This is a genomic window from Hwanghaeella grinnelliae, from assembly GCF_004005845.1.
Taxonomy (GTDB): Bacteria; Pseudomonadota; Alphaproteobacteria; order UBA8366; family Aestuariispiraceae; genus Hwanghaeella; species Hwanghaeella grinnelliae.
In genome coordinates this window covers 734259-760776 of the sequence record NZ_SADE01000002.1, presented here as the reverse complement: position 1 = coordinate 760776, position 26518 = coordinate 734259, and the positions used below count along the sequence as shown (strand labels likewise).

28 protein-coding genes are annotated in these 26518 nt (G+C 60.3%); 13 read left to right on the top strand and 15 right to left on the bottom strand.

Annotation, left to right across the window (positions count from 1 at the left end; translation table 11 throughout):
* Nucleotides 1–31: 31 nt before the first annotated feature.
* Nucleotides 32–2788 (bottom strand): DNA polymerase I, encoded by a 2757-nt coding sequence (gene polA, locus EOI86_RS14200; protein WP_127765836.1) that lies wholly within the window; start codon nucleotides 2786–2788, stop codon nucleotides 32–34.
* Nucleotides 2789–2981: 193 nt separating this feature from the next.
* Between polA and EOI86_RS14195 the strand changes: the two genes are divergently transcribed.
* Nucleotides 2982–3821: a class I SAM-dependent methyltransferase gene (locus tag EOI86_RS14195; protein WP_127765835.1), complete on the top strand. Its 840-nt coding sequence runs from the start codon at nucleotides 2982–2984 to the stop codon at nucleotides 3819–3821.
* A gap of 38 nt (nucleotides 3822–3859) precedes the next feature.
* Here the strand turns inward: EOI86_RS14195 and EOI86_RS14190 are convergent, their stop codons facing one another.
* The gene (locus tag EOI86_RS14190; protein WP_127765834.1) at nucleotides 3860–4054 is read right to left on the bottom strand and encodes a zinc-finger domain-containing protein; all 195 of its coding nucleotides are present in this window, start codon (nucleotides 4052–4054) and stop codon (nucleotides 3860–3862) included.
* A gap of 190 nt (nucleotides 4055–4244) precedes the next feature.
* Here EOI86_RS14190 and EOI86_RS14185 point away from each other — a divergent pair, with 190 nt between their 5' ends.
* Nucleotides 4245–5195 carry an ABC transporter ATP-binding protein gene (locus EOI86_RS14185; RefSeq protein ID WP_127765833.1) on the top strand — a complete coding sequence of 317 codons (951 nt, stop codon included), beginning with the start codon at nucleotides 4245–4247 and terminating at the stop codon, nucleotides 5193–5195.
* Between the two features lie 15 nt (nucleotides 5196–5210).
* Nucleotides 5211–6263, top strand: coding sequence for an alpha/beta fold hydrolase (locus tag EOI86_RS14180; protein ID WP_127765832.1), 1053 nt, complete (start codon nucleotides 5211–5213; stop codon nucleotides 6261–6263).
* Here EOI86_RS14180 and EOI86_RS14175 read toward each other — a convergent pair.
* Nucleotides 6222–7799, bottom strand: coding sequence for an alkaline phosphatase family protein (locus EOI86_RS14175; protein WP_127765831.1), 1578 nt, complete (start codon nucleotides 7797–7799; stop codon nucleotides 6222–6224). The two genes, EOI86_RS14180 and EOI86_RS14175, sit on opposite strands and share 42 nt — an antisense overlap.
* A gap of 169 nt (nucleotides 7800–7968) precedes the next feature.
* Between EOI86_RS14175 and EOI86_RS14170 the strand changes: the two genes are divergently transcribed.
* From EOI86_RS14170 to EOI86_RS14140, 7 genes are all read left to right on the top strand, one after another.
* Entirely contained in the window at nucleotides 7969–8355 is a 387-nt protein-coding gene (locus tag EOI86_RS14170; protein WP_127765830.1) for a hypothetical protein, read from the top strand.
* A 151-nt stretch (nucleotides 8356–8506) separates the two neighbouring features.
* Entirely contained in the window at nucleotides 8507–9229 is a 723-nt protein-coding gene (gene phbB / locus EOI86_RS14165) for an acetoacetyl-CoA reductase (RefSeq protein ID WP_127765829.1), read from the top strand.
* 104 nt (nucleotides 9230–9333) lie between these two features.
* Nucleotides 9334–9768, top strand: coding sequence for a carboxymuconolactone decarboxylase family protein (locus EOI86_RS14160; protein WP_127765828.1), 435 nt, complete (start codon nucleotides 9334–9336; stop codon nucleotides 9766–9768).
* A gap of 8 nt (nucleotides 9769–9776) precedes the next feature.
* On the top strand, nucleotides 9777–10223 hold the full coding sequence (locus tag EOI86_RS14155) for an NUDIX hydrolase (RefSeq protein ID WP_127765827.1): 447 nt from the start codon (nucleotides 9777–9779) through the stop codon (nucleotides 10221–10223).
* 88 nt (nucleotides 10224–10311) lie between these two features.
* A complete protein-coding gene (locus tag EOI86_RS14150) occupies nucleotides 10312–11487 on the top strand; it encodes a hypothetical protein (protein WP_127765826.1) in 1176 nt (391 codons plus the stop codon).
* A 37-nt stretch (nucleotides 11488–11524) separates the two neighbouring features.
* Nucleotides 11525–12187, top strand: a complete 663-nt coding sequence (locus EOI86_RS14145; RefSeq protein WP_127765825.1) for an HAD family hydrolase — start codon at nucleotides 11525–11527, stop codon at nucleotides 12185–12187.
* A gap of 71 nt (nucleotides 12188–12258) precedes the next feature.
* Nucleotides 12259–13452 carry a pyridoxal phosphate-dependent aminotransferase gene (locus tag EOI86_RS14140; RefSeq protein WP_127765824.1) on the top strand — a complete coding sequence of 398 codons (1194 nt, stop codon included), beginning with the start codon at nucleotides 12259–12261 and terminating at the stop codon, nucleotides 13450–13452.
* A 19-nt stretch (nucleotides 13453–13471) separates the two neighbouring features.
* Here EOI86_RS14140 and EOI86_RS14135 read toward each other — a convergent pair whose 3' ends face one another.
* The 6 genes from EOI86_RS14135 to EOI86_RS14110 all read right to left on the bottom strand — a co-directional run bounded on the left by EOI86_RS14135 (nucleotide 13472) and on the right by EOI86_RS14110 (nucleotide 19424).
* Nucleotides 13472–13894 carry a hypothetical protein gene (locus EOI86_RS14135; RefSeq protein ID WP_127765823.1) on the bottom strand — a complete coding sequence of 141 codons (423 nt, stop codon included), beginning with the start codon at nucleotides 13892–13894 and terminating at the stop codon, nucleotides 13472–13474.
* 59 nt (nucleotides 13895–13953) lie between these two features.
* Nucleotides 13954–14898, bottom strand: a complete 945-nt coding sequence (locus EOI86_RS14130; RefSeq protein ID WP_161973836.1) for a tetratricopeptide repeat protein — start codon at nucleotides 14896–14898, stop codon at nucleotides 13954–13956.
* Nucleotides 14899–14970: 72 nt separating this feature from the next.
* Nucleotides 14971–15990, bottom strand: coding sequence for a zinc-dependent alcohol dehydrogenase family protein (locus tag EOI86_RS14125; RefSeq protein WP_127765821.1), 1020 nt, complete (start codon nucleotides 15988–15990; stop codon nucleotides 14971–14973).
* A 15-nt stretch (nucleotides 15991–16005) separates the two neighbouring features.
* Complete coding sequence (locus EOI86_RS14120; protein WP_127765820.1) at nucleotides 16006–17196, bottom strand: CaiB/BaiF CoA transferase family protein; 1191 nt, start codon at nucleotides 17194–17196, stop codon at nucleotides 16006–16008.
* Between the two features lie 5 nt (nucleotides 17197–17201).
* Nucleotides 17202–18365 carry an acyl-CoA dehydrogenase family protein gene (locus tag EOI86_RS14115; RefSeq protein ID WP_127765819.1) on the bottom strand — a complete coding sequence of 388 codons (1164 nt, stop codon included), beginning with the start codon at nucleotides 18363–18365 and terminating at the stop codon, nucleotides 17202–17204.
* A 120-nt stretch (nucleotides 18366–18485) separates the two neighbouring features.
* Nucleotides 18486–19424, bottom strand: a complete 939-nt coding sequence (locus EOI86_RS14110) for a transcriptional regulator GcvA (RefSeq protein ID WP_127765818.1) — start codon at nucleotides 19422–19424, stop codon at nucleotides 18486–18488.
* Nucleotides 19425–19588: 164 nt separating this feature from the next.
* Between EOI86_RS14110 and EOI86_RS14105 the strand changes: the two genes are divergently transcribed.
* The gene (locus EOI86_RS14105; RefSeq protein ID WP_127765817.1) at nucleotides 19589–19795 is read left to right on the top strand and encodes a DUF1127 domain-containing protein; all 207 of its coding nucleotides are present in this window, start codon (nucleotides 19589–19591) and stop codon (nucleotides 19793–19795) included.
* Nucleotides 19796–20025: 230 nt separating this feature from the next.
* Here EOI86_RS14105 and EOI86_RS14100 read toward each other — a convergent pair whose 3' ends face one another.
* Genes EOI86_RS14100 through EOI86_RS14090 form a run of 3 tightly spaced genes read right to left on the bottom strand, consistent with a single transcriptional unit; the run spans nucleotide 20026 to nucleotide 23387 of the window.
* Nucleotides 20026–21255, bottom strand: coding sequence for a class I SAM-dependent methyltransferase (locus tag EOI86_RS14100; protein WP_127765816.1), 1230 nt, complete (start codon nucleotides 21253–21255; stop codon nucleotides 20026–20028).
* Between the two features lie 17 nt (nucleotides 21256–21272).
* Entirely contained in the window at nucleotides 21273–22244 is a 972-nt protein-coding gene (locus EOI86_RS14095; protein WP_127765815.1) for an NADPH:quinone oxidoreductase family protein, read from the bottom strand.
* A 57-nt stretch (nucleotides 22245–22301) separates the two neighbouring features.
* Nucleotides 22302–23387, bottom strand: a complete 1086-nt coding sequence (locus EOI86_RS14090; protein WP_127765814.1) for an asparaginase — start codon at nucleotides 23385–23387, stop codon at nucleotides 22302–22304.
* Nucleotides 23388–23488: 101 nt separating this feature from the next.
* Between EOI86_RS14090 and EOI86_RS14085 the strand changes: the two genes are divergently transcribed.
* Nucleotides 23489–24031 carry an RNA methyltransferase gene (locus tag EOI86_RS14085; protein ID WP_127765813.1) on the top strand — a complete coding sequence of 181 codons (543 nt, stop codon included), beginning with the start codon at nucleotides 23489–23491 and terminating at the stop codon, nucleotides 24029–24031.
* 14 nt (nucleotides 24032–24045) lie between these two features.
* Here EOI86_RS14085 and EOI86_RS14080 read toward each other — a convergent pair whose 3' ends face one another.
* Nucleotides 24046–24741 (bottom strand): ChrR family anti-sigma-E factor, encoded by a 696-nt coding sequence (locus EOI86_RS14080; RefSeq protein ID WP_127765812.1) that lies wholly within the window; start codon nucleotides 24739–24741, stop codon nucleotides 24046–24048.
* Nucleotides 24738–25316 carry a sigma-70 family RNA polymerase sigma factor gene (locus tag EOI86_RS14075; protein WP_127765811.1) on the bottom strand — a complete coding sequence of 193 codons (579 nt, stop codon included), beginning with the start codon at nucleotides 25314–25316 and terminating at the stop codon, nucleotides 24738–24740. The genes EOI86_RS14080 and EOI86_RS14075 overlap by 4 nt, the downstream gene beginning before the upstream one ends.
* A 232-nt stretch (nucleotides 25317–25548) precedes the next feature.
* On the opposite strand from EOI86_RS14075, the gene EOI86_RS14070 reads away from it, so the two are divergent.
* Nucleotides 25549–26121 carry an invasion associated locus B family protein gene (locus EOI86_RS14070; RefSeq protein WP_127765810.1) on the top strand — a complete coding sequence of 191 codons (573 nt, stop codon included), beginning with the start codon at nucleotides 25549–25551 and terminating at the stop codon, nucleotides 26119–26121.
* Nucleotides 26122–26127: 6 nt separating this feature from the next.
* On the opposite strand, the gene EOI86_RS14065 is transcribed toward EOI86_RS14070, so the two are convergent.
* On the bottom strand, nucleotides 26128–26343 hold the full coding sequence (locus EOI86_RS14065) for a hypothetical protein (protein ID WP_127765809.1): 216 nt from the start codon (nucleotides 26341–26343) through the stop codon (nucleotides 26128–26130).
* Nucleotides 26344–26518 lie beyond the last annotated feature (175 nt).

Below are 26518 nucleotides of genomic sequence, written 5' to 3'. Positions count from 1 at the left end.
CCTTGAACAGGGACGCGGATACCGGCCCTGTTCAGTGCGCTTCCCGCCAATTGTCCGCGATGCCGGCTTCGACTTCCAGCGGCACGGAAAGCGTCCGGGCCGGGCCGGCAGCCCCTTCCATCACATCCCGGATCACCGGTACGGCTTTTTCCGCCTTGTCCGCCGGCGCTTCGAAGATCAATTCGTCATGCACCTGCAGCAGCATGGTGACGTCGTCCAGCCCCGCTTCGGCAAGCGCGCCCGGAATGCGGATCATCGCGCGCTTGATGATGTCGGCCGCGGTGCCCTGGATCGGCGCGTTGATCGCCTGGCGTTCCGCATAGCCGCGCCGCATCGGGTTTTTGTCGTTGATGCCGCCCAGATGAATACGCCGGCCGAACAGCGTTTCCACATAACCTTTTTCCCGGCAGCCCTCGACCGTCTCGTCCATGAATTTGCGGATGCCCGGGAAGCGTTCGAAATACCGGTCGATGAAGTCCTTCGCCTCGGTCCGGCTAACCCCGATCTGATTGGCGAGGCCGAAGGCGGAAATGCCGTAGATGATGCCGAAATTGATCGCCTTCGCCTTGCGGCGGGTTTCGGAATCCATCTCCTTCAACGGCACGCCGAAGACTTCCGACGCCGTCATGGCGTGAATGTCCAACCCGTCCTGGAAGGCCTGTTTCAAGGCATCCAGATCCGCGATTTCCGCCACCAGGCGCAACTCGATCTGGCTGTAGTCCAGGCTGATCAGTTTGCAGCCCGGTTCGGCGATGAAGGCTTCGCGAATGCGTCGGCCCTCCGCCGTGCGGATCGGAATGTTCTGCAGATTCGGGTCGGTGGAACTGAGGCGCCCGGTCTGGGCCCCGACCATGGAATAGGAGGTGTGGACCCGTTTCGTCTGCGGGTTGATATCCTCGACCAGTGCGTCGGTATAGGTGCTTTTCAGCTTTGACAAGCCGCGGAAATCGAGCACTTTCTGCACAATCGGATTGTCCAGCGCCAGCGGCTCCAGCACGCCCGAATCGGTTGAGTATCCGCCGCTTTTCGTCTTCTTGCCGCCCTTCAGGCCAAGCTTGTCGAACAGGATTTCGCCCAATTGCTTGGGTGAGGCGACGTTGAATTCCTGACCCGCATCCTTGTGGATTTCCGCTTCCAGATCGGCGATCCGCTTGGCGAAGTCGGCGCTCATCTCCTTCAATGTCTTGGGGTCGACCTTGATCCCGGCGCGTTCCATATCGGCCAGAATCTGCGCCAAAGGCCGTTCGATGGTCTCGTACAGGGTCGTCATACGGTCGGCCAGCAGGCGTGGCTTCAACGCCCGGTGCAGGCGCAGCGTGATATCCGCATCCTCCGCCGCATAGGCCAGCGCCTTGTCCAACGGCACCTTGTCGAAGGTGATCTGGTTCTTGCCCTTGCCGCAGACCTCTTCGAACTTGATCGTCTTCATGCCCAAATGAAGGTCGGCCAATTCGTCCATGCCGTGGCCATGCGCGCCGCCGTCGACGCAAAAGGACATCAACATGGTGTCGTCGATGGGCGTCACCGGAACATCCAGCCGGCCCAGGATCTGCAAATCGTATTTAAGGTTCTGCCCGACCTTCAACACCGACGGATCGGCCAGGACCGGGCGCAGCAGGTCCAGCGCCGTCGCCATCGGAATCTGCTTCGGTGCTTCCGCATCGCCGCTGGAAAGCAGGTCGCCTTCCCCTTCACCCACATGGCCGAGCGGTATGTAACACGCCTTGCCCGGTTCGGTGCTGAGGCAGATGCCGACCAGATCGGCCTGCATCGCGTCCAACCCCGTGGTTTCCGTGTCCACGGCCAGAATGCCCGTCTTGTAGGCGGCGTCGATCCACGCTTTGAGGGCGGCTTCATCCTGGACGAGTTGATAATCGGTTTCCGCCGGCGCCGCGGCGGCTTCACTGGCTTCCTGCGCCGCTTCCTCGGTTTGGAACCGGGCGATCAGCCGTTTGAACTCCATCAGTTTCAGGAATTCCAACAGGCGATCATTGTCCAACGGGCGGCGTTTCAACTCCTCCAGCGGCACTTCCACCGGCACATCCTGTTTCAGGCGCACCAATTCACGGGAAATGCGCGCCAACTCGGCATGCTCGATCAGGTTTTCCCGGCGCTTGGGCTGTTTGATCTCACCCGCCCGTTCCAGCAGCGTGTCCAAATCGCCATAATCGACGATCAGTTGCGCGGCGGTCTTGATGCCGATCCCCGGAACGCCGGGCACATTGTCGGTCGAATCGCCGGCCAGCGCCTGAACATCGACCACTTTTTCCGGCGGCACGCCGAATTTCTCCACCACCTGGTCGTGATGAATGGCCGTGTTCTTCATGGGATCCCACATCTCGATCCCATCCTGAACCAGTTGCATCAGGTCCTTGTCGGAGGAAACGATGGTGACCTTCGAACCCTTCGCCACCGCCTGTTTCGCATAGGTCGCGATCAGATCATCCGCTTCATACCCTTCCATTTCCAGGCACGGCAGGTTGAACGCCTCCGTCGCGTCGCGGATCAGGGAGAATTGCGGGCGCAGCTCCTCCGGCGCATCCGGGCGGTGCCCCTTGTAGTCGGGATAGATCTCGTTGCGGAAGTTTTCCCGTTTCGCATCGAAAATCACCGCGACGTAATCCGCATCCGTCTGCTCGATGAGATTCAGGATCATCGAGGAGAACCCCATCACCGCATTCGTCGGCGTTCCGTCCGAGCGGGTCATTGGCGGCAGGGCGAAGAAAGCCCGGAAAATATAGGCTGAACCGTCGATCAAATAGAGGTGGCGCGGAACGGCGTCGGTCATGGTCATCGGGTCCTGGGATTAGCGTCTGGAAATAGTCCTTAAACGGGGACCGCAGTATGGACGCCCACGCCCGCCACGGAAAGGGCCGCGATGCATCGCGCTTGAGGCAAAGGGCCTGTCGGTGCACTGGCGCGAAGTCCCGAATCCCAGATATCTTTCGGATACATGACAAACCGAATGGAAGGGGTCACCCGTGATTCTCACCGCGACCAACAAGTCGAGCGTGATCGATAAGGACGGGGAGGTTCTGGTCGAACTTGTCCGCCAGTTGCTGCAACGCTATCCGGACGAATTCCTGCAAATCCCCTTCATCCGAACCGCCCTGGCCACGATGAAGATCGACGCACTGGATAAGGAGACCTTGAAGCTTGGACGGGTCGACGACCCGGCTGCCCTGGTCGAGAACGCCCTTGCCCACAACGTCAACGGCCTGATCGGCAAGGTATCTCTGTTCCGGCCGGCGGTATTGGTGATGCCCTTGCGCAGCGTCGACCAGATCGCGGAGAACATGAAAACCTACAAGGTTCTCTCCATCGGTCCACGCACGGAGGCGGAGATCTACACCTTGATCGCCTGCGGGTTCGAACCGTCGAACATCCGCGGCTTGGACCTGTTTTCCTATTCAGACTTCGTCGATGCGGGCGACATGCACGCCATGCCGTATGAGGATAACAGTTTCGATGTCGTGATTCTCGGCTGGGTGTTGGCCTATTCGAACGATCAACGGAAGGCGGCCCAGGAAGTGCTGCGTGTGCTGCGCCCCGGCGGATTCGTTGCCGTCGGCTACGAGTACACCGCCCTGACCACGGAGCAGCTTCGCGAAAGCGGCAGCGACGTCGCCGACGCGCCGAAACTGAAGACCACGGATGAAATTCTGGATTTATTCGCACCCCAGGTCGATGACGTCTTCTTCCGGCACGACATCCGGCAGTCGCGCAAGGGCAAGCCTGGCAGCCTGATGACGATCTTCAACACGCCGGAGGCGCCCCGGAAAGAGGCATCCGGGAAAGAGGCGCCCAGGAAAGAGGCGTAGGGGAAAGAAGCGCAGGGTCTAAGGCAAGACCAGGGAAGCTAGTGGTGATCGCTGACGATCGCCCCCGGTTTCAAGACGAACCGCTTGTCGCAATAGGGGCATTCGACGAAGTCCTTTTCGCCCATCTCCAAATAGACCTTGGGATGGCCCAGCGCCCCGCCGCCGCCATCGCAGGAGACACGTTTGGTTTCGACTTCCTGAACTTCCGGGCTGTCGATGGACGGTGCGGCCATGTTGGACCTCCAGCAAAGGTTCTACCCCGACGGCCCAATTCCGTATCGGGCCTTTCCTTATTTCACCCCATGGCCCGTTCAGGTCAACCGCTTGTTGCCCAATCCGTCCTGGGATTCAGGCGCATGTGTTGCCCCCAAAGGGGTGACGGCGTTATGTAGTGCCTCCCCTGTTTCATTTCGTGAGAGTGCCATGACCTCCCTTCCGGAAAACGCCATCTCGGTGCGCGGCCTGACCAAGGAATACCGCGCCCAAGGATCCGGCGCCGCCAAGCTGGCGCTGGACAACGTGGATCTGGACATCCCGCGCGGCAGCCTGTTCGCCCTTTTGGGTCCGAACGGCGCCGGCAAGTCCACCTTCATTAACATCCTGGCCGGGATGGTCGTAAAGACCTCGGGCACGGCGTCGATCTGGGACATGGATATCGACCGGGAGCCGCGCAATTCAAAGGCGGCAATCGGCATCGTGCCGCAGGAATTGAACATCGATCCCTTCTTCACGCCGGAAGAAATGCTCAACGTCCAGGCCGGCCTGTACGGCGTTCCCAAAGCCGAGCGCCGGACCGAAGAAATCCTCCGCATGATCGGGTTGGAGGACAAGCGCAGCGCTTATGCCCGCACCCTGTCGGGCGGCATGCGGCGACGTCTTCTGGTCGGCAAGGCGATGGTGCACAGTCCGCCGATCCTGGTGCTGGACGAGCCGACGGCGGGTGTCGATATCGAACTGCGTCAGCAATTGTGGGAAAGCGTCGTCGACCTGAACAAACAGGGCGTCACCATCCTGCTGACCACCCATTACCTGGAAGAAGCCGAAGAACTCTGCGACCGCATCGCCATCATCAACCATGGCAAGCTGATCGCGAACGAGGAAAAGAGCAGCCTGTTGCGGCGGCTCGATTCCAAGACCCTGTCACTTCGGGTCAACGGTACCTTTGAAGAAATGCCGGCCGACCTGGCGGACTACAACGCCACACTGCTGGAAGACCGGACCGGCATTCAAGTGACCTACACGCCGTCCAAGACCCATGCGGGCCAGATCCTGGAAGCCATTCGCACGACGGGCCTGGAGATCACCGATATTTCCACCGAGGAAACCGACCTGGAAGATATCTTCCTGCAGTTGACCCGGCGGGACGCCGCGTAGCGGGGGGTGGAGCCGATGGGTTCTTCCGGATCGATGTTTCGGAATGCCTTTGTGCTGGCCTGTCTGGCCCTTGTTTCCGCCTGCACCCCTTACCTCTATCCACAGGGCCCTGCCAGCCAGGCGCCCGTGATGACCGAAGACGCCTTCATCATGGCGGACGGCGCGGAACTACCGCTGCGCCGCTGGGACCCGGAGGTCATGCTGGCCGCCGGGCATGCGGGCCCGACCGCCATCGTTTTGGCGTTGCATGGTTTCAACGACTATTCGAACGCCTTCGACACTCCAGCGCGGGCCTGGTCCAAGGACGGGATTCTGACCATCGCCTACGACCAGCGCGGCTTCGGAGAGGCCCCCCATCGCGGCCGCTGGGCCGGGGTCGAGACAATGACCGACGATTTGCTGAACGCCGCGCGCCTGGTGCGGGATCGCTATCCGAAGGCTCCGCTCGTGGTGCTGGGTGAGAGCATGGGGGCGGCAGTCGTCATGGCCGCCGCCGCCCGGTACCCGGACCTGCCTGCCGACCGGCTGGTGTTGTCGGCACCGGCGGTGTGGGGCCGCGACACAATGCCCGGATGGCAAAGGGTCAGCTTGGACCTTTTGGCAAACACGCTGCCTTGGCTGGAAGTTTCGCCGCAGCACATCCGGCGGGTGCCGTCCGACAATATCGAGATGTTGCAGGCCCTGGGCCGCGACCCGCTGATCATCAAACGCACCCGGATCGACGCGCTGTGGGGCCTGGTCAATCTTATGGATGCGGCCCGGGAAGCCGCCCCGCGGCTGCGCCATGACAGCTTGATCCTGTATGGTGCCAAGGAAGACATTCTGCCCGCGGATGCATGGCAGTCGATGATCGATACCTTGCCCAGGAACGGCCACTGGAAACTGCGCCTCTATTCACGCGGCTTCCACATGCTGTTGCGGGATTTGAACGCCGCCGTGGTGATTGAGGATATCAGCCGTTACGTGCTGAACCCCGACGCCCTGAACCCGACGGAGCAGGAAGCCCGGCGGCCCCAGCTCAGGCGACTACCACTCCCCGAAAGTGATGCCGCGGCTTTTCCAGGTTGAGGTCCGGGCCTCCACCGTCGCATCCGACAGGGTCCGACGCATTTTCCGCCGCTGGAACCAATCGAACAGGCGTTCGCGCAATTCGGCGCAGACCGGGTTGTAGTGCCCATCCTCGCCCAAATCGACCAATTCGTCGGGGTCCTCGAACAGGTCGAAGAGCTGCGGTGGGAAGCCGAGATATTCGATATATTTCCAGCGTTCCGTCCGGACCATCCAGGCGCGTGCCTGGGTTGTGTCGAGGCCCAGGTCACGGCGGGCTTCCCGCACGGCATAGTCCAGCTCACAAATCGCGATGTCGCGCCAGTCGTCCGGATCTTCGCCCTTCAGGAAAGGCATCAGACTGCGCCCGTCCAGTTCATGTGCGGGAACATCGCCGCCAAGCGCGTCGATGAAGGTTGGAACCAGGTCGATTGCTTCCACCAGTCGATCGTTCTCCACGCCCCGCTCCAAACCGGGCCCGGCAAGGATCATCGGGATTTTCGTGGAACTGTCGTGGAACAGCTCTTTCTCCCCCAACCAGTGATCGCCCAGATAATCGCCATGGTCGGCGGTGAAGACGACCAGCGTATCCTCCCACCGGCCAAGCGCATCCAGTTCCGCGAACAGCCGCGCCAACGCATCGTCCAACTGTTTCACCAAGCCCATATAGGTGGGCACGACGCGGTCGCGGACGACCTGCTCGGCGAAATTGACGCTTTCATCGTGCCGCATGAAAGCCCCGACGACAGGATGGGGGTTCTTACGTTCCGCCTCACTCCTGATCGGTGGGTTGATATCCGCCGGGCTGTACATGTCGTGATACGGCGCGGGCGCGATATAGGGCCAATGCGGTTTGATATAACTTAGATGCAGACACCATGGATCCTCGCCCTGGTCGCGGATGAATCGAATCGCCTGATCAGTCATCCAAGGCGTTTCCGAATGTTCTTCCCGTACCCGGGCCGGCAGATTAGCGTGCCGCATCACCCAACCCGACAGTATCTCGCCATTCGGGCCTTCGGCGGCGTTGGCATAGTCATGCCAGGGGTTTTCCCCCCCATAGCCTTTTTCGTGTAGGAACTTGTTGTAGGCCAATTCAGGATCGACGATCCCGGTCGGGTGAAGCCCGTCATCGCGCAAATAGGGTTCGAACCCGGCTTGGCCCGCGAAAACCCCTTCGACGCCGGTCAGCCCCAGCCGGTCGATCCCGGCGCGGTCGGCCGCCATATGGGTCTTGCCGGCAAGTGCGGTGCGCAGACCCAGCGGACGCAGATAGTCACCCAGCGTCTTGGTGCCGACCGGCAGCGGAACGCCATTCAGCGTCGCCCCATGATTGGCCATATAGAGGCCTGAGTAGAAGGACATTCGCGATGGGCCGCAAATCGCCGCCTGAACATAGGCATTGGTGAAACGCACGCCCCGGCGGGCCAACCCGTCCAATGCGGGGGTCGACAGGGTCGGATGGCCGGCACAGCCCATATAGTCCCAGCGGAACTGATCGGCCATGATGAAAAGAACATTCCGGATAGCGCCCGGTTTCCTATCAGCTTCCGCCATACTATAAGCCCAATCCGGTTCTTGTTTTTACCATGGCCGCGTTTGTCGGGCGGGCCCAGGCCCTTATCGACACCCGACCCAATCGGCAAAAAAAGTCTATTCGGTTTTGGTCAGCCGCGCCACCAGCCCCGTGACGGATCAAAAGTGGGCGACAGGAGAGAAGCACGTCATGTCCGAACTTCGCATGCCTGTATGGCAGTTCGTCCGCCTGATGGTCCAGGTCGAAGAGTCGATGAAAGCGATCAGGGGGCGCAGGAAGCCCCCGGCGCTGCAGGATCTGTACGATGCCTGGGACGATACCTGGCTGGAGCTGGATCAAAGGCTGACGGATCTGGGCAAGAACGACCCGGACGCTTTCGCGGAACTGATGATGCTGCAGGACGTGGTGCTGACCGATGTCACGCCCCGGCGAATGAAAACGGCGGCGGCGGAGATCCGCAAAGCGTTGAAGACGATGCGCGCGACCCTGAAGACCGAGAAGGACCGCCAAGCGAAAGAGGACCTGAGTTTCGAGATCGAGGAACTTGAGGACCTGTTGTACGACATCGAAGATTAAAAACTGAATATATCCGCCCAGATCCTGATCTCTGCGGTTCCATGTCGCGGTAACATGCTCTAGTGTTTTCATCATGTTGCGGGCTTGGAAAGGTCTTGCCCGGCAGCAGGGAGCACATCACGTTCGATCACAGGATGGGAGGAATGAGGATATGTCGCGGGTAGCATTGGTAACCGGCGGAACGCGCGGTATCGGCGCAGCCATCGCCACAGGCCTGAAAGAGGCCGGGTACACCGTCGCCGCCGCTTATGGTGGGAACGACGAAGTCGCCAACAAGTTCAAGGACGAAACCGGTATCGCGGTCTATAAGTTCGACGTCTCCGATTTCGACGCGACCAACGCCGCCATCAAACAGATCGAGGCCGATCTCGGCCCCGTGGACATCCTGGTCAACAATGCCGGGATCACCCAGGACGGCACCATGCACCGCATGACGCATGCGCAATGGCAGGCCGTCATCGACACCAATCTGGGGTCCTGCTTCAACTGCTGCCGCGCGGTCATCGACGGCATGCGGGAGCGCAGCTTCGGTCGTATCGTGAATATCGGCTCCATCAACGGGCAGGCCGGCCAATATGGTCAGGTCAACTATGCCGCGGCGAAATCAGGCATCCACGGCTTCACCAAGGCGCTCGCCCAGGAAGGCGCGGCCAAGGGAATCACCGTCAATGCAATCGCGCCGGGCTATATCGATACCGACATGGTGCGCGCCGTGCCGCCGAACGTGCTTGAAAAGATCGTCGCCAAAATCCCGGTCGGCCGGCTGGGTAAGGCGAGCGAAATTGCCCGCGGCGTGTTGTTCCTGGTATCCGACGAAGGCGGTTTCGTAACCGGCTCCACACTTTCCATCAACGGCGGCCAGCACATGTACTAGGGCTGGTTCTGTCGCCGAACGGGTTGACGAACGGGGCGCTTCGGCGTCCCGTTTCATTTTCCAAGACTCTTCACAAACGAAACACTCAGGAAGGAGACGATTCGATGGCGACGGTACGCTTGGTCGAATACGAAGACGCCAGCCCGGAAGCGCGCGAAGTTTATGACGACATCATGGCGCGTAAGAATATCGACTGGGTTCCCAATATTTGGAAAGCCATGGGATCGCACCCGGCCCTGTTGAAGGATGTCTGGTTCAGCTTGCAGGAAACCATGAAGCCCGGACGGTTGGACCCGCTGATGAAAGAAATGATCGCCATCGCGGTTTCCGTCACCAACGGCTGTGAGTATTGCATCCATAGCCATACGGCGGCGGCCCGGAAATTGGGGCTTGATGACGAGATGCTGGGCGAGGTCATGGCGGTGACGGGCGCTTTCAACCGCACCAACGCGCTAGCCAACGGCTACCATGTGGAGGTCGACCCCCCGATCCTGGAGGCTGCCCTCGGCAAGCCAAAGGTCGAGGACGCAGCGGACTGACTGCGGCCATGTCCGACGTAAGAGAATACCCCGATCGCCCGATCGTCGGCGTCGGCGTCATCGTTTTCCGGGGCGAGGAGGTCTTGCTGATCCGCCGCGGCAAGCCGCCGAACAAGGGCTCCCTGAGCCTACCCGGCGGCGGCCAGGACCTGGGCGAGACCGTTCGCCAGACCGCCGCGCGCGAAGTGATGGAAGAGACCGGATTGACGGTCGAGATCACGCATCTGGTCGATACCGTCGACATCATCCGCGGCGACACGGCAGGCCGCACCAAATACCATTACACCTTGATCGATTTTGCCGCGGAATGGCAATCCGGCGAGCCGACCGCCGGCGACGACGCGGCGGAAGCCTTCTGGGTGCCGATCGCGGAAATCGGCGATTTGTCACTTTGGTCGGAAACCGAACGCGTGATCAAGAAGGCCGCCGCCCTGCGGGCACTACCGCTTGGGTGACCCACCAATATACGCCATCTGGGCGTGGTCGATGGGGATCGAAGGCCCGGTCATGGTCAACCGCGGCCGAACAGGTTATTGAGCGCTCATGAGTGACGGAGGCGGGCCCACCGCGCAAATAGCCCGGCCGGGCGGCGAAGAACCGCCCCGCAGCGTCAAATGGAGTTGGGGTGAAAAGCCGCCGCAGCTTTACCTGCTCTGCGCGCTCGCCTTCCTGTCAGCGCCGGTCGGCCTGATCGCGCCGGATAACTTCTCCGTTCTACTGCTCACCATTGGCGGCCTAGCCCTGATGACCAATCCGGTCAGCGGATCGGGGCCAATCAGACGGCAGCGTTATCTCTACCCGCTGGTCGCTCTGTTGATCTGGGTCGGCCTGTCGCTGTTCTGGTCCACCGGGGATAGGCAGGCAATCGACGGGTTCTTGAAACTCGCTATTTTCACCGGGTTCGGCGTTCTGCTGGTTACCTTTGCGCGGGAGTTGCGGGAGAAGGACAAGCGCCTTCTCGGCCGATGGCTTATCCCCACCGTCTGGGCGTACTGCGCGTTGTTTCTATTCGATCGGCTGGCCGACAACCCGCTCACCGGCCTGTTGAAAGCCGATGCCGACAGCGCCCTTCCCGGCACGGCATTGCTGCTTCTGTCTTGGCCGGCGGCTGGGTTTTTGTTTCACACCGACAAACCTGTTCAGGCCCTTGTCTTGCTGATGACCGCCGGTCTCGTCCAGGCGGGGGCGAATGCCCAAGCCATCGTTCTTGCCTGGCTTGTGGGTGGCATGGCCGCCGGTCTTGCCGCGGTTCTGCCCCGGATCACGGCCGGGCTTTTGGGGTCCGTGTCGGTCATCGCGATCTTTGCCGCGCCGGTCCTGGCCGCCCAAAGCGGACTGATCCAGCGATTAATGCCGGGCGCCTTGGCCCTATCGGACGCGATATCCAACCGGCCGCTATTGGGCCTAGGACTAGGTGGGGGATTGAACGCGGCGGCGGGCCCGTCCGGCACCCTGCCCCACCAAGGCAGCGCCATCCTGCAGATCTGGCTTGATCTCGGCATTGTCGGTGCGGCAATCCTCGGCGCGCTTGTCACCATGCTTGCTTTCGCGGGGTGGACCGGGCCACCCGCGCCGCGCGCCGCCAGATTGGGGTTGCTGGCCGCCGCCTTTGTGCTGGCCTATTTCGGGCATGGCGCTTGGCAAACCTGGTGGGTGGCCACCCTGTTTATCACGGGCGCCTTCGCGGCAGCCCTTCCCGACCGGCTTCGAAACAGGTAACTGAAACCGGCGCGTATTAATTTTTTGGGAGTGTGGCATGATCGATCTGGTGATCTTCGACATGGACGGCGTGTTGGTCGACAGCGAATGGCTGATGGCCCTGGTCTGGTCGGATCAGCTGGGCCTGCATGAGATCGACATACCGCCCCGTATCTTGATCGACCGTTTCGCCGGACAGACCGATATGTCCATGGCCGATGTCATCGCCGCCGAATCCGGCAAGGATCTGCCGCGGGACATCCTAGACCAAATTCGCGTTGCGGCACGGGGGCGTTTGGGAAGCGAACTGGAAGCACTCGACGGCGTCGACGCCCTGCTTCGGGAGATGACGCATCTACGCTGTATCTGTTCCAATTCGGCGCCCGACAGGATCCGCCAATCGCTTGCCGTCACAGGCTTGGACAAACATTTCAGCGAAGAACATCTGTTCAGCGCCGCGGACGTTCCCCGCCCGAAACCTGCCCCGGACCTGCACCTTCACGCGGCGGGTGTCTTGTCCATCGCGCCGGCCCGCGCCGTGGTGATTGAGGACAGCGCCACCGGCGTCGCCGCGGCCAGGGCGGCCGGCATGCGGGTCATCGGCTTCACCGGCGCGACCCATATCGGCGACGGTCATGCGGAAAAACTGACCGCCGCCGGGGCGGAAAGCATCTGCCCGCATATGTCAGAAATTCCTGCCCATCTTGCCCGGCTTGGCTGAACCTGCCATTTTCCGCGCGCGGCCCAGTTTCGGCCCAGCCCCAAACAGTTCTTTCGCCCCTCGGAGGTCCCATGCCTGACGCCGCATCCCCGTTCGGTATCGCCGGAAACGCCCCCATCCTGCCAAATGTCGCGGGTATCGAAAAACAACAGATCCTGGCGGTGGCCGAGATCGCCTTCGACGACCCGGATGTCATCCCCCTGTGGTATGGCGAAACCGATATCAGCACGCCGCAATTCATTTGCGACACGGCCGCGAAAGCCATGGCCGCGGGCGACACCTTCTATTCGCACAAGCGCGGCATTCCGGAGCTGATCCAATCACTCGCCACCTATACGGCGGACCTCTACGATATCGAGATCGAACCGGACCGGTTCAGCCTGACCGCGTCGGGGATGAGCGCCATCATGCTTTGCCTGCAGGCGCTGATCACGGAAGGCGACAACGCGATCATTGTCAGCCCGGTTTGGCCGAACGCGCAATCCGCCGTCCGAACCCTGGGCGGGGAGCCGCGCTATGTCACCCTGACCCCCGGCGATCACGGGTTCGGTCTGGACCTGGAGAAGCTGAAAGCGGCCTGCGACGACCGTACGAAGGTCATCTTCGTCAACTCCCCGAACAATCCCACGGGCTGGGTAATGCCGGGCGATCAGCAGAAGGAACTGTTGGACTTCGCGCGCGAAAAAGGCATCTGGATCATCGCGGACGAGGTCTATGCCCGCATGGTCTATGAAGGGAAGGCAGCCCCCTCCTTCCTGCAACACGCCCAGCCGAACGACCCGCTATTGGTCGTCAACAGCTTTTCCAAAAGTTGGGCCATGACAGGCTGGCGCATCGGCTGGATCATCCACCCGCCGCAGATCGGGGAGCTGTTGGGCAACCTGATCGAGTTCAATTATTCCTGCGTTCCCCCCTTCCTGCAGCGCGCTGCCAAGACCGCGATCGAAGACGGTGAGGGTTTCGTCAAGGAAATGACCGAGTATTGCCGGCGCGGACGCGACATCGTCACCCAACGCCTGCCGAACCTGCCGCGGATCAAGAATTTCGCCGCACCCGAAGCCAGCTTCTACGCCTTCTTCCAGATCGAAGATGGCGAGGACACGCTGGCCACCGCGCAGGATATTGTTCGCAAGGTGAAGGTCGGCATCGCGCCCGGCACCGCGTTCGGCCCCGGAGCAGAAGGCTGGTACCGCTTGTGCTTCGCGCAAAAGCCCGAGCGCATCGCCGAAGCGATGGACCGGCTTGAAGCGTATCTAAAGGGCTGAAGTTTTGAGCCGTGGGCGGTTAAATCGTCCACGCGCCGATACGGACCGGCGGCAGTTTTACGAGAGTGAGCCAAAGCAACGTCGATAAGACGACGCCCAACGGAATAGTTATGGGCATTACAAGGAAAACCGGAAGGCTCAGGACGAAGGCGATCATTCCGCCCCAGAACAGGAAGTGACCGAGGCTTAGAGCGCACCACCGGCAAAGCAGAAGATACATCGGCAAGCCCACAATAAGCGCAACCATGCCGGCCGCCATACTACTGAGCAGGAATGTGATCTTCAGGGTGTCATCAAGAGATTCTGCCCAACTGGAACTGAGAATCACAACGACCGATAGATACGGCAGAGCCGGACAAACCAGGAACGCCAAAATAGTACGGGCAATTGATGCTCTACGATAAGATGACTGGAATGCTTGAACTTCTGCGTCATCCAACATCAACGTATCCAGCAAAGCATCTCATTGGACCCGACTTGTCTTCGACTCAGCAATCCTGATTACGACCCGCAATCGAAATCGTCTTTTTGCAGGAATTTAAAGTAAGCTTTGACGTCAAAATCTTCGGTATCAGAATCTTCACATAGCGTTTGCCAAATTTTGTGTTTTACTTGCATTTCTGTTTCCTTTGCTCGCCAAAGCAAGTCGTTCACGACGAACATTGAGCCTGTTCCGCTGCCCAGATATGCTTCCAGATAGTAGTCCAGGCCCTTCTCAATATCTTGCTCAACCACGCTCCCATCCAGATAGGCTTTGCCTGCAAGATAAGCCCCCATCGGGTCCCCCATTTTGGCGGCGCGAACAAAGTATGGAACACCCTGCCAGCGCGTATCTTTGTCCTTACCCATGAATCCAATGTAGTACAAAGAACCAGCTGCGAGCTCGCCGGCAGAGTACCCTTTCGCTGCCGCGCGTTCGTAGAACTCCAGCGCTGTCTCATAGTGCGGTGTTGGATATTCTTGCTCGGGCGGCTTGTCGCGGCCTTCCTCATACCATTTGCCGCGGTCGTAAAGCGCCCAAGACATGCCTTTCTCCAGTCCAATTTTCAAAAGATCGTCGTAGGAATATCCGCCAACCTCTTGCCGAGATTTCTTGGCAATGCGGCCCAAGACGGCGTATCCGGCATCGTGTCCCAATTCGATTACCTTCAACATGTCGTCGACCAAAGTCGGGTCTCGCAATTCCCTACCAATCAGGGACTTTTGAAAGAATATTCTGCCATTTTCAGGGTATGCACGATGCGCGCGTTCGCACCATTCGATCGCTTCAGGCGGGATGCTATAAACTGCCGGAGCTGTGCGCTGGTCATCGAGTGAGCTTGCAGCCAATTCATCGCATTTGCGCAGCGCGTCCTCGTCCGCAGACGACGCCGTGACTGACTGTGCCGTCATCGCGAGAATAACCACAGCGAGTGCAGAAACGACTAACGGTTTCAGGATGCGCATAGATGACCCTTCGTCCATAGAACTGGAATAAGTTGGAGTTTAACCTGACTCATTCCCCTGTTCTACCAAAGGTTAAACGATTCCCACGATTTTGCCGAAATGCTTGCCTTCGGGGAGCGACTTCAACGCCTTGGCAAGGTCCTTCAATTGGAACTCCGCGGCCGGGTCGATGGCGGGGCGGATCTGGTGGAGTTCCAGGGCGCGGACCATGTTTTCGAACATTTCCTTGCTGCCGCAGGTGACGCCCTGAAGGCGCAGGTTCCGTGTCACGACGCGGCCCAGACCGAACTCGCCGCTGGCGCCACCCAACACGCCGATCATGCTGATCGTGCCGCTATAGCGGACGACGGCGGTGGATTTTTCCAGCGTGCCGCTACCGCCTACTTCGACCACATGATCGACACCCTTGCCATCCGTCATCTTCAGGATCGATTTGTGCCAATCGGGTACGTCGCGGTAGTTCAGCAGGTGGTCCGCGCCCATCGCCTTGGCGCGTTCCAGTTTCTCATCGCTTGAGGAAATCAGATAGACCTCCGCCCCCATCGCCTTGGCGAATTGCAAAGCGAACAGACTGACACCGCCGGTGCCTTGTACCAACACCTTGTCGCCGGGCTTCACGTCGCCCTGTTCGGCCAGCGCGTTCCAGGCGGTGATCGCGGCACAGGGCAGTGTCGCCGCTTCCTCAGCGGACATGTGCCGCGGTGTGCGCACGACAGCGTTGGCCGGTATCAACATCATTTCCTGCGCCGTACCGTCGAGCGGGCCGCCATGCGCGCCTTTATAGGCGTCAGGGGAAGCCAACCCGCGCATCCATAACCGGCTGTATGTCGGGCAAACCAAATCGCCCACCGCGAAATTTTCAACGCCGTCGCCGATGGCGGTGATTTTACCGGCCCCGTCGCAAAGCGGGATCAAAGGCGGGGTGCCGCCGACGCGCCCGTAGCCGCCGCCGGCCAGGATCAAATCGCGCGGGTTGATGGAGACGGCGTCCATCCCGATCACCACCTCGCCCGGACCCGGTTCGGGGTCGGGCAAGTCGACCTGTTTCAAATTCTCCAGGCCCCAGTCGCCTTCGATCCGCATCGCCTTCATGGCCAACTCTCCTACCTATTCCTCAGTTCCGATAATGTTTCGGATTTGATCTTCCGTGCAGCCTGCTTCGCGCAAGACTTCCGCACCGTGTTCGTTCAGCCGCGGGTGATGATGCCGGACCGGCAGGGATTCCCGGTCGAATTTATACGGCGTTTCCGCGACCCGCATCTTACCCTGGCTGGGATGATCGTAGGGCCGGAAAAAATTCACGGCCTGAAGATGCGGATCGTTTGGTAGGTCTCCAAGATTGTTCACCGGCCCGCACGGTATCTCGCCTTTGCGCAACAAGGTCAGCCATTCGTCGGATGTACGTTGCTCCAGGGACGCGCCCGCTTCGTCATAGAGCGCATCAATGTTTCTGGCGCGGGACCCCATGGTGGTGAAGCGTTCATCCTGTGCCAGATCGGCCCGCCCAACCACATCCCAGAACGCAGCCCATTGCTTGTCCGTATAGGCCAGGATGCAGATATAACCGTCCTTCGTCTTATACGGCCGCCGTCCCGGCGACAGCGCGCGGCGGTACCCTGCCGGTCCTTCCGGCGGGTCAAAGTTGAGGCCCTGCAGATGTTCGACCAAGTTGAAACCGGTCAAGCCTTCCAGCATGCCAATTTCAACATAGCCGCCCTTGCCGGTCCGCGCCCGACGCAGCAGGGCAGCGAGGATACCGTTCACCGCCATCAGGCCTGAGGATTTGTCGGCGATGACAGACGGGGCAAGCATTGGCGCCCCGTCCCGTTCCGTGAAGGAGCCGGCAAAGCCGCTCAACCCCTGAACCACATCGTCATAGGCAGGCATGCCGCCATAAGGGCCTTCTTCCCAGAAGCCATGCAGGCCCGCATAGATCAACGACGGTTTGCGGGCGAGGACCGTATCCGCGTCGAAACCCAGCGTCTTGAATTTTTGGGGCCGGACATTGTGCATCAGCACATCCGCGCCCTCGATCAATTTCCACAAAGCCTCGGCATGGGTCTTCTGTTTCAGGTCCAGAACCACGCTGCGCTTATTGCGGTTGCAGCCCAGGAACAGTGCGCCCATCCCTTCTTCTCGCGAAGCGCCGACGGCACGTGTCTGGTCCCCGCCGGGGGCTTCGACCTTGATGACATCGGCCCCGAAATCGCCCAGGATTTGTCCAGCGAACGGGCCGAAAATAACAGTTGTCAGATCCAATACCCGAATGCCGGAAAGCGGCAGATCTTCTTCCTGCATCCCCATCACCCAGCCCTTTGGGAGAACCGCCGCCCGACGAGCGCGCTGGCGATATTCACTTTCTGGATATCGATCGACCCACCGGCGATGCCCCAGCCCCAGGCATCCCGCATCTTCTGTTCGGCCGGATATTCCGTGGAATAGCCATAACCGCCCATCAACTGCATCGCCTTGCCCGTCACCTCGCGCACCATTTCATTCGCGAAGCATTTGGCAATGGAACTATCCGCGACCGATGGCAGTCCCGCTTCCGCATTCACCACAGCGCGGTAGAGCAGAAGCCGCGAAGCATCGAGCTTCATTTTCATTTCTGCGATCTGCATTTGCACCGCCTGGAAGTCGACAATGGGTTTCCCGAACTGTTCACGTTCCTGCACATAGTCCAGGACATGGTCGAAGGCCGATTGTCCGACCGCAAGGCTCATCGTCGTATTGCCGCAACGTTCCAAGTCGAAAGCTTCCATCAGTTTGCGGAAGCCGCCCGCCGGGACGATGACGTTCTGGATCGGCACTTCGACATCGTCGAAATACATGTCGCAGGTGGGCACCCCGCGGAAACCCATATGGTGTTCCCGCTTGCCGAAACTGAAGCCGGATGTGTCCTTTTCCACCAGAACCGCGCCGATGCCTTTCGCGCCCGGATCATCCGACAGGCGGCAATAGACAACATAGGCGCCTGAATGACCCGCGCCGGAACACCAGCGCTTACGGCCATTGAGAATAACCTTGTCACCGTGGAGTTGGGCTTTGGTCGTCAGGTCGGTCAAGGCCGTTCCCGCATCCGGTTCGGACATGGCGACAGCGACGATGAGGTCGCCTGAACAGACTTTGGGGATGATGCGTTGTTTCAATTCATCCGGGGCAAAATGCGCCACGGCCAGGGTGGGGCCGAAACATGCCTCGAAAATCGGAAAGGCGACGGCGATTGAGATTTTCGCCACTTCTTCCAATACCAGAACGGCGTCCAGGTGGCTCATGCCGCCCCCGCCAAGGGCCGGGTCCAGGTTCATGCCCAAAAAGCCCAACTCCGCATAGCGTTTCACGATGTCATGGGGGACAGGGTCGCCGCTCTGCTCCACCTGTTTCGCGATATCCGGCAGCTCCGCCTGGGCGAAACGGCGCGCCGTTTCCTGGAGCATCCTTTGCTCATCTGTTAGAGCGAAATCCATCGCCGCCTCCCCGTTGCTCGATCTTTGTTTGGTGGAACGATGCCGGGCGGCGGGACGGTTGTAAATTGGTTGCGTCGGCCATAGAGCATTGCCCGACCGGCATAGCCCCATTGGCGCGGCTCAATCCGCTGCAATTTCCGCTGCATGCGGACTGCGATCGGATAGTACTCCTGCTTTCTCGGCCTCGTCATAGAGCCATTCGCGGAACACACGCACCTTGGGTCGGTTGTGGTGTTCCGGCGGGCAGACGACGAAATAGGCGTATTCCATCTTCATCGTCAGGTCGAAGGGTTTCACCAGCATCCCGCTTTCCAATGCCGTGGCGGCAAGCGTCGAACGACCAAGCGCCACGCCCTGCCCCTGGATGGCCGCCTGAATGACAAGGGCCGACATATCGAAATACGGCCCTTGGCTCGGATTAATTCCGCCGACGCCGGCGGCTTCGAACCATTGTGCCCAGCCGACGGGCATGTCGTCATGCAACAGCGTGTGGTATTTCAGGTCTTCGGGTCGCTTTAACGGATGCGGCCCTTCCTCTACCAGTTTGGGACTGCAAACCGGGAAGATCTCCTCGTCGATAAACCGCTCGCAGGTCAGGCCGGGATATTGGCCCCGGCCGTATCGGATCGCCATTTCCACATCGTCACGCGCGAAGTCGACCAGCCTTTCGCTCGCCGTCAGACGGACATCGATTTCCGGATGCTGTTTTCGGAATCGATCCAAACGCGGCACCAGCCACCCAGCCGCGAAACTCGGCATGGTGCTGACATTCAAGGCGCCGGTCGCTTCGACCTGGGAAATCTTATTCACGCCCTGCATCAAAAGATCCAACGCCTGACGTACCGGGGGGATGAATGTTTGCCCTTCCTCGGTCAGCAACAAGGCGCGGTTCAGACGCTTGAAAAGCTTCACACCCAGCGCGTCTTCCAGCGTCTTGATTTGGTGGCTCACGGCGGCTTGGGTCACGAAAAGCTCGTCCGCCGCCTTCGTAAAACTCATGTGGCGCGCGGCAGCCTCGAAGGCACGGAGCGTATTCAACGGTGGTAATCGGGTAGCCATGACCTTGCCTCACGCCTTAACGGAACCTTAATCGAATTAAATATACTTATGCGAAAGATCAAGAATTATCCTTTGTCGAGAATCAAAAACGGGCCTATTTCATGCCTCACAAGACAAACGCAATCAGCCGCCCCAAGGCGGACCATACATAAAGGAGATGTGTTATGACCGATCGTGCAATCAGCTTCGCGCCGGCCGCTATTGAAATTTCTTCGCCGATTACCGCGGTCTACCGCGTCGTCGCGACCTGGATGGAGCGCCATGAACAGCGCGCGCATCTGGCGGAAATGGACAGCCGCATGCTGAACGATATGGGCCTCGACAAGGTCGACGCGCTCAACGAAGCGGCCAAACCGTTCTGGCGCGCCTAAGCCCGGCTTGGGTTAGAAATTTTTGTGAAATATTCTTTTCCGTTTTGGAAAAGACCCCTGTGAAGACCCCTGGCGGGAATTTAGATCGCCGGTGAGATTGAAGACCCCTGTTTACCCCGCCGTCCGGCGTCACCCAAAAGAAATCGGACGGCAACCTGAACCGCGGTGCAATATTCGGCGCCGCGGTTTTTCTTTTGCCGAAGGGCTGAAGGGTCAAGCAGCGATGCCGGTCAATTCACCGGAAAACGCAGCAGCATCTTGTTGAAACCGTTCAGTGCCTTGTAGACCGCGTCGAACTGCGGCTTGAAGCGGAACCAATCCGGCGCGCCGGGCAAGGATTTCCGAATCTCGTCCAAGCTATGATTTCCGTCGCAGAGCAGCAGAATATCCCGCGCCAAAGGCGGCAAGGGCATCGAGAACTCCAAACCGTCCAGACTGGCGGTAAAGGCAGCGCCGGGCGGCATGTTCTTGGCGAATTCCGGGCCAGGCGCATCACGCAGAACCGGGATCGCGCCGGGACCCTTCGGGGCGGCCACCGTTTCCGCCTCGTTTTCCCGCCGCACACAATAGACAATGTGTTTCTTCATATTACCGGCGAGCAGTTCGGCAAACCCGGCACGATCTTCCAGCCCCATCCTGTCCAGGCGTTGCAGCACAGCCTTGTCATGTAGATAGAGCGCGGGGTCGTAGCGGGATGGTTCGATGAAACTGGCCACGCGCATGCCCGCGGTTTCGATTTCCGCCACCAGGTCGGGCACGCGATAGGCACGATCCTGCGAATGCAGCAGCAAGTCATAGAGACCCGCATCGGTCGACAGGTGATCCCCGATCAGGGGGTTGCGGCGCAACCGGTTGCTGGGCGGCAGTGCGGCCAGCAGCTTATGCGCCAGGGCCACCTTGTCGGCCCCGCTCTCACCCTCCCGGGTCAGATCGCGCAGCATTGCCTGCGCGTCGTAGACCCCGGTTCGTCCCAATTCGCCATAGACCATCAAGCCCAGCCCGCCATTAGGCTTCAAGGCGCGCGCCAGGCTGGCGAAGCCTTCCTGCGGCACAGGCAAATGATGCAGCACGCCGCAGCAATCGATGTAGTCGAATTCCCCGAAATGCCCCAAGTCCAACAGGGACCCGGTATAGAAGGCGATATTGCTCAACCCGCGCGCCTTCGCCCTGGCTTCGGTTATCGCCCGGCTGGCGGTGGAGAGGTCCAGATAGACGACCTCGGCCGGTACATCCGCATCCGACAGATGCTGGGCCAGCATGATGGCCGCGTCCCCCGTGCCGCCGCCCGCGATCAACGCGCGGAAAGGCTGGGCGAAGTCTAGCCGGCCACCGAAAATATAGTGATTGATCTCAGCCAAATGGCTGGGCGAACCGGTGATCAGGCGGCGCCGCTCATCCGCCGGATCACGGGTCGGATACGGAAATTCCTCATATTGGTCGCGGACTTGATCGGCGCACATCGTTTGTTGTCCTGGTCCTATGCGGGCGTCAGAAGGACCTTGCCGGTCGCCTTCCGGTCGCGCAGCAGGGCAAAAGCTTCCTGGACCCGCGCAAAGGGCAGGACATGGGAGACATGCGGCGTCAACAACCCGTCGCTATACAGGGTGAGGCATTTTTCCAAGGAGTCGCGAATCGCCTCGGGCGCGAAACCGCCATAACCGCCCCAATAGAATCCGATAACGTCCACATTCTTCACCAGCAGAATGTTCGCCGGCGCCTGCGGGACGTCGCCACTGGCGAAACCGATAACCACGATACGCCCTTCCGGGTTGATGCAGCGAAGCGATTGTTTGAACGCGTCCCCGCCGACCGGATCGAAGACGACATCCACCCCGCCGGTCATTTCCTTAACCCGATCACGGATACTTTCGGTTTGATAGTTGATGACATAATCGGCGCCGTTTTCCTTGGCGACCGCCAACCGTTCGTCACTGCCCGCGGTCGCGATGACCGTGGCGCCCATGGCCTTGCCGACCTGTACCGCGGTCAGCCCGACGCCACCGGCCGCGCCGTGCACCATCAGCACCTCCCCCGATTGCAGTCGCCCGCGTCGGCTAAGGCCAAGATGCGCCGTGCCATAGGCGATGGGAAACGCCGCGGCATCCTCAAAACTCATGGCATGCGGAATGACAATGCAGTTCCGGTCGTTGGTCACGACCTCTTCCGCGAAAGCGCCCTGCCCCGGGCGCGCCATGACACGGTCACCAGGGAAAACCCCGTCCGCGTCCGGATGGACCTCCACCACCTCGCCCGACAGTTCCATTCCCATGGTAAACGGCGGTTCGGGCGTCGCCTGATAGGTGCCGCCCGCCATCAACAGATCCGCGAAATTCAGCCCCGCCGCGTGCACTTTTATGCGCACCTGCCGGCTTTCGAGCGGTTTGGTCTCGACATCTTCGACCTGGATTGCATCGAATCCGGTCAAGGCCGTCAGGCGAACTGCTTTCATCGCAAGGGTCCGTTCGTCGGTTTGGAAGACGGTCCGGATGTGATCATCCGGGACCTGTTAGAAAGAGAGAATATCCTGTGCCGGCCGGATTTCGCCGACGCGCAGATTGTTCCGGTTGACGACCGGTTTGGCAAGGAAGCCGGCCGCTGCATCGGCCTCGCCGGGCTCGAACACCCCGATCTTGTCAAGAACGGCGGTCAGCAACATTTCCGCCCCGCGCGACGCGCCGTCGTCACATTTCAAGGCAATGCCGATGCCCATCGACGGGACCGCTGCGCAGAACACACCTTCCGCGCCGGTCTTAAGAAACACACGACCACCCAGAAATTCTGTCATTTCCGAGCAGTAGCGGCCCGTGCCGGCGATCATGAAGGGGTCGGAAAAGACCGCTTCCATGATTCGGTCACAGGCCTTGCGCCGCGCGTCGGGCATATCCTCACCCGCGCCGAAACGGGCAAAGGCATAGGCCAGATTTTCCAAGGGGATCGCCCAGGTCGGGATCGAACAGCCGTCAATGCCCATCGGAAGGCCGGACATATCGATCCCGGCCATGAATTCCAGCACGCCCAGGATGCGCTGCTGTATCGGATGGGTGACCTTGGAATAACCTTTGGTCGGCACACCCATTTCCTTGGCAAGGGCCAGCATGCCGGCATGCTTGCCGGAGCAATTGTTGTGAAGCTGGTTGGCGACCCCGCCCGAAGCGGCCAGGGCGTGGGCGCTTTCCTCATGGGTGGGCCAATGCGTGCCGCATTCCAGATCCGCCTCGGACATCCCCACGCGTTTCAGAATGGCGGCAGCCGTTTCCGTATGCCGCGGCTCTCCGCCATGGGAGGAACAAAGCAGCGCCAATTCGGATTTGGACAGTCCGACGGCATCGGCCATGCCCGATTCGACGGCGGGGATGGCCTGCAACGCCTTGATCGCCGAACGCGGATATACCGGCTGCGCGATATCACCCCAGGCCACCTTGACCTTTCCCGCGACATCGACGATTGCCACACTGCCGCGATGTCGGCTTTCGACGACGGGGCCTCGGGTCACTTCGACGCCGATGGGGTTGGCGCTTCCGGCCCGATCGGTCGAGGTCAGAGATACCGGGTCGTTTCCTGCGCCTTCTGACGGGCGTTCGTTCTGGGACATGATCTGTCTCTCGCGGGATTGCTTGAGCAAACTTGCCCCTCGCCGCAAGGCGATGCAAGAACAGGGGACCAATTTTGCTGATAATGGGTTTGGAGAGGTGAATGCGCGGATATTTCGGTATTGGGGTCGAGAATATCTCGAAGCCCCGCAATGTCGGGGCATTGACCCGCACGGCCCATGCCTTCGGAGCCAGCTTCGTTTTCGCCGTCGCGCCGGAAATCAGCCTTCGCGCCCTTAACCAGACGGACACATCGAAGACATCCGAGCATGTTCCATTTTACACATTTGATTCCGCCGAGGACATAATGCTGCCTAGAACCTGCAGTCTCGTCGGTGTCGAACTGATGGACGATGCCATCGATTTGCCGAGTTTCCGGCACCCCGACCGGGCCGCCTATATCTTGGGACCGGAAGCCGGGTCGCTTTCGCCGGCAATCGTCGATCTGTGTGAATTCGTCGTAAAGATCCCGACCAAGTTCTGCGTCAATGTCAGTGTCGCCGGGGCGCTGATCATGTATGACCGCTTGATCAGTCGGGGCCGCAGGGCCGACCGACCGGTCCGCGCCGGCGGCCCGACAGAAGAATTCGTGCGCCCACCCTCTAACCGGCGCCGTAAGGTTCGTACGGCAAAGTCCGGTGCGTGAGGGCGGAGGTTTGTTTACATCTTCACAAAGACGTTGAGGAGCCAGCCCAGAGAGCCGGTGAATTTCAGCGGGGCATCCGTTACCGCCAGGCAAATGCAATCCTCACCCTTTTCCGCCTTGGGCTGGTGATCGACGTCGCCGTCGGCCAATTCGACATCGCCGCGTCCGAACCGACCAGCCGCGTCGCTATAGGCCCCCTTCAGGACCATCACCAACTCGTTCCCGCGATGAGTATGCTGGGGCACCGCCCGGCCTGCCTCCACTTTCAACATGAAGGCGTGGCTGCCATCTCCAATGCCGGGAACCGTGGCGACGGAGACGCCACCGCCTTGGCGTTGCCAAGCGATTCCATCCAGGTCGCACCCGTAATAACGCCGCATCGGCGCCGGCAGGTCAGCGCCGAATACGGTTTGCCGTGACCCCGCCATCGATGCCGGTTCGTCATTTGCCGGGGCTTCCGCACGGGACAGAACCGCGCTGAGTGCGCCGGCGGACATTGCCACCGGGGCAATATCGTCCAGCAATACACCGCCGACCTCGTCCATCATGGCCGCGCGGCGACGGCATTCCGGACACAGGGTCAGGTGGCTTGCCACGAACAGACTGGACGCCTCATCCAGCGATCCCGCTGCATAAGCCGTCAGCAAATCGTCGCTCAAGTGATGTTGTGGGATCGGTCCCACAGGCTCGCGCGCCGAAACGACACTCATTCTTCGAACTCCTTTAACTGCTTGCGCATCCGGCCAATGGCCAGTCGCAGGCGCGACTTGACGGTGCCGAGGGGAAGGCCCGTTTCCGCCGCAATCTCACTATGGGCCTTATCCTCGAAAAAGGCCTTTTTCAGCATCTCCGCCTGTTCGTCAGGCAGGGTCGCGACTGCCTCGCGGATCGCCGTCGAAACCTGCCCCTCCGCATAGGCCGTGTCGGGGGCTGTCGGCCCGTCGGGAACAAGGGCCGGATCGTTCTCGTCCAGATCCGGCCGGTTCATGCGCCGATAGGCATCGATCCGCTTGTTCCGCGCGATGGTAAATATCCAGGTCGAAACCGAAGCTTGCGCGGGGTCGAAACTCTCGGCCTTTCGCCACACCATGACCATCGCTTCCTGTGCCAGTTCCTCCGCGCTCTCGGGCGTCGACCCGCTGCGCATCAGATAGGCTTTCACCCGGGGACCGAAATGTCCGAACAGGGCCGCAAACGCAGCCTTGTCCTGCGCCGCCGCGATGCGGCGCATCAATTCCTTGTGGTCGTCAGGGGTCGCAGCGTCCAAAACGATGGTCCTGCACATTTCCTTGCCCGGCCGCCGAACCGGCCGCCGGTTTTTATGTCCATTTTTCTCGACCGCCAGGCCAGAATCGCATTCAGTGCTCAACACACGATTCCGGGGAGGCGGCTCCGCCACCGCGGTTGCGCCTGAGTAATCCATGCTTGAAGATACGTCGATGATTCCCATCTGGATCAGTAGACGCATCGCCAATTTGCCAGGCGCGCCCGTAAATCAATCCTAGGAAAGACATACGATGCAAGCCTTTGAGTCCAAATACTTTCCCGAATTCCGGTCCGCGACCTTCCAAAACGGACCTTTGCGCCTCGCCCTTCTATTCGGTGCATTGGCCGTAATCGGCTGCCTCGGCACCGCGCAACAGGCATCGGCGCAGGATGTGGTCCTGGGGGCGTTCAACGACTGGAAGGCGCACAGCTATCAAGAACCTGAAGGCAAGGTCTGCAACATGTGGTCCCGCCCAATCAAAAGCGAACCGTCGAATGTACGCCGCGGCGACATCTACGCCTTCATCACGCACCGCCCTGCTTTGAAAAGCTGGTCTGCCGTCAGCTTTCAACTGGGCTATCCGCTGAGCACCAGCGAAGAAGTTTCGGTTCAAATCGGCAACGAGAAGTTCCGCCTGATCCCGGAAGGCGAGGCCGCCTTCGCCGATGAATCCGATGACCCTAAAATTGCGGCGGCGATGCGCCGGGGCAACAGGATGGTCGTGCGCGGCGTATCGACCCGCGGAACCAGGACGATCGATACCTATTCCTTGTCCGGTGTCACGGCCGGGACCAAGGCGCTCAATTCAGCCTGCCCGAAATAGCGCCTCTTATCCGCCGTTGGGCCCATCCCCCGTTTCGGAAGAGAATTCCGCTTCGAGAGCTTTCTCCAGCTCGACAAGATCCTGCGGCAGGGGAAGGCCTTCGGCCTTCATCGTATCCAGCATCTGGCGGATCCGCAGATAGATTTCATGGCGGTCGCCCTGTTCGCCGTCCAATTCGGTCAGCAACAGTCCGATTTCCGCCTGCAGATCTTCGAAGGCCATGCGATATCTCCCTGAAAAACGATACGTCCCGACACATTTAGGCTGGTTCGGCCGCTGTAGCACGAGTTTACAGCACCCCCTTAAACCCTATATGCAACACTCATATTTATACCGGGACCAATTCGTAGGAAAAGAGATATGACCGGCTCGACACCTGCCGCGGCGGAATTTTCCG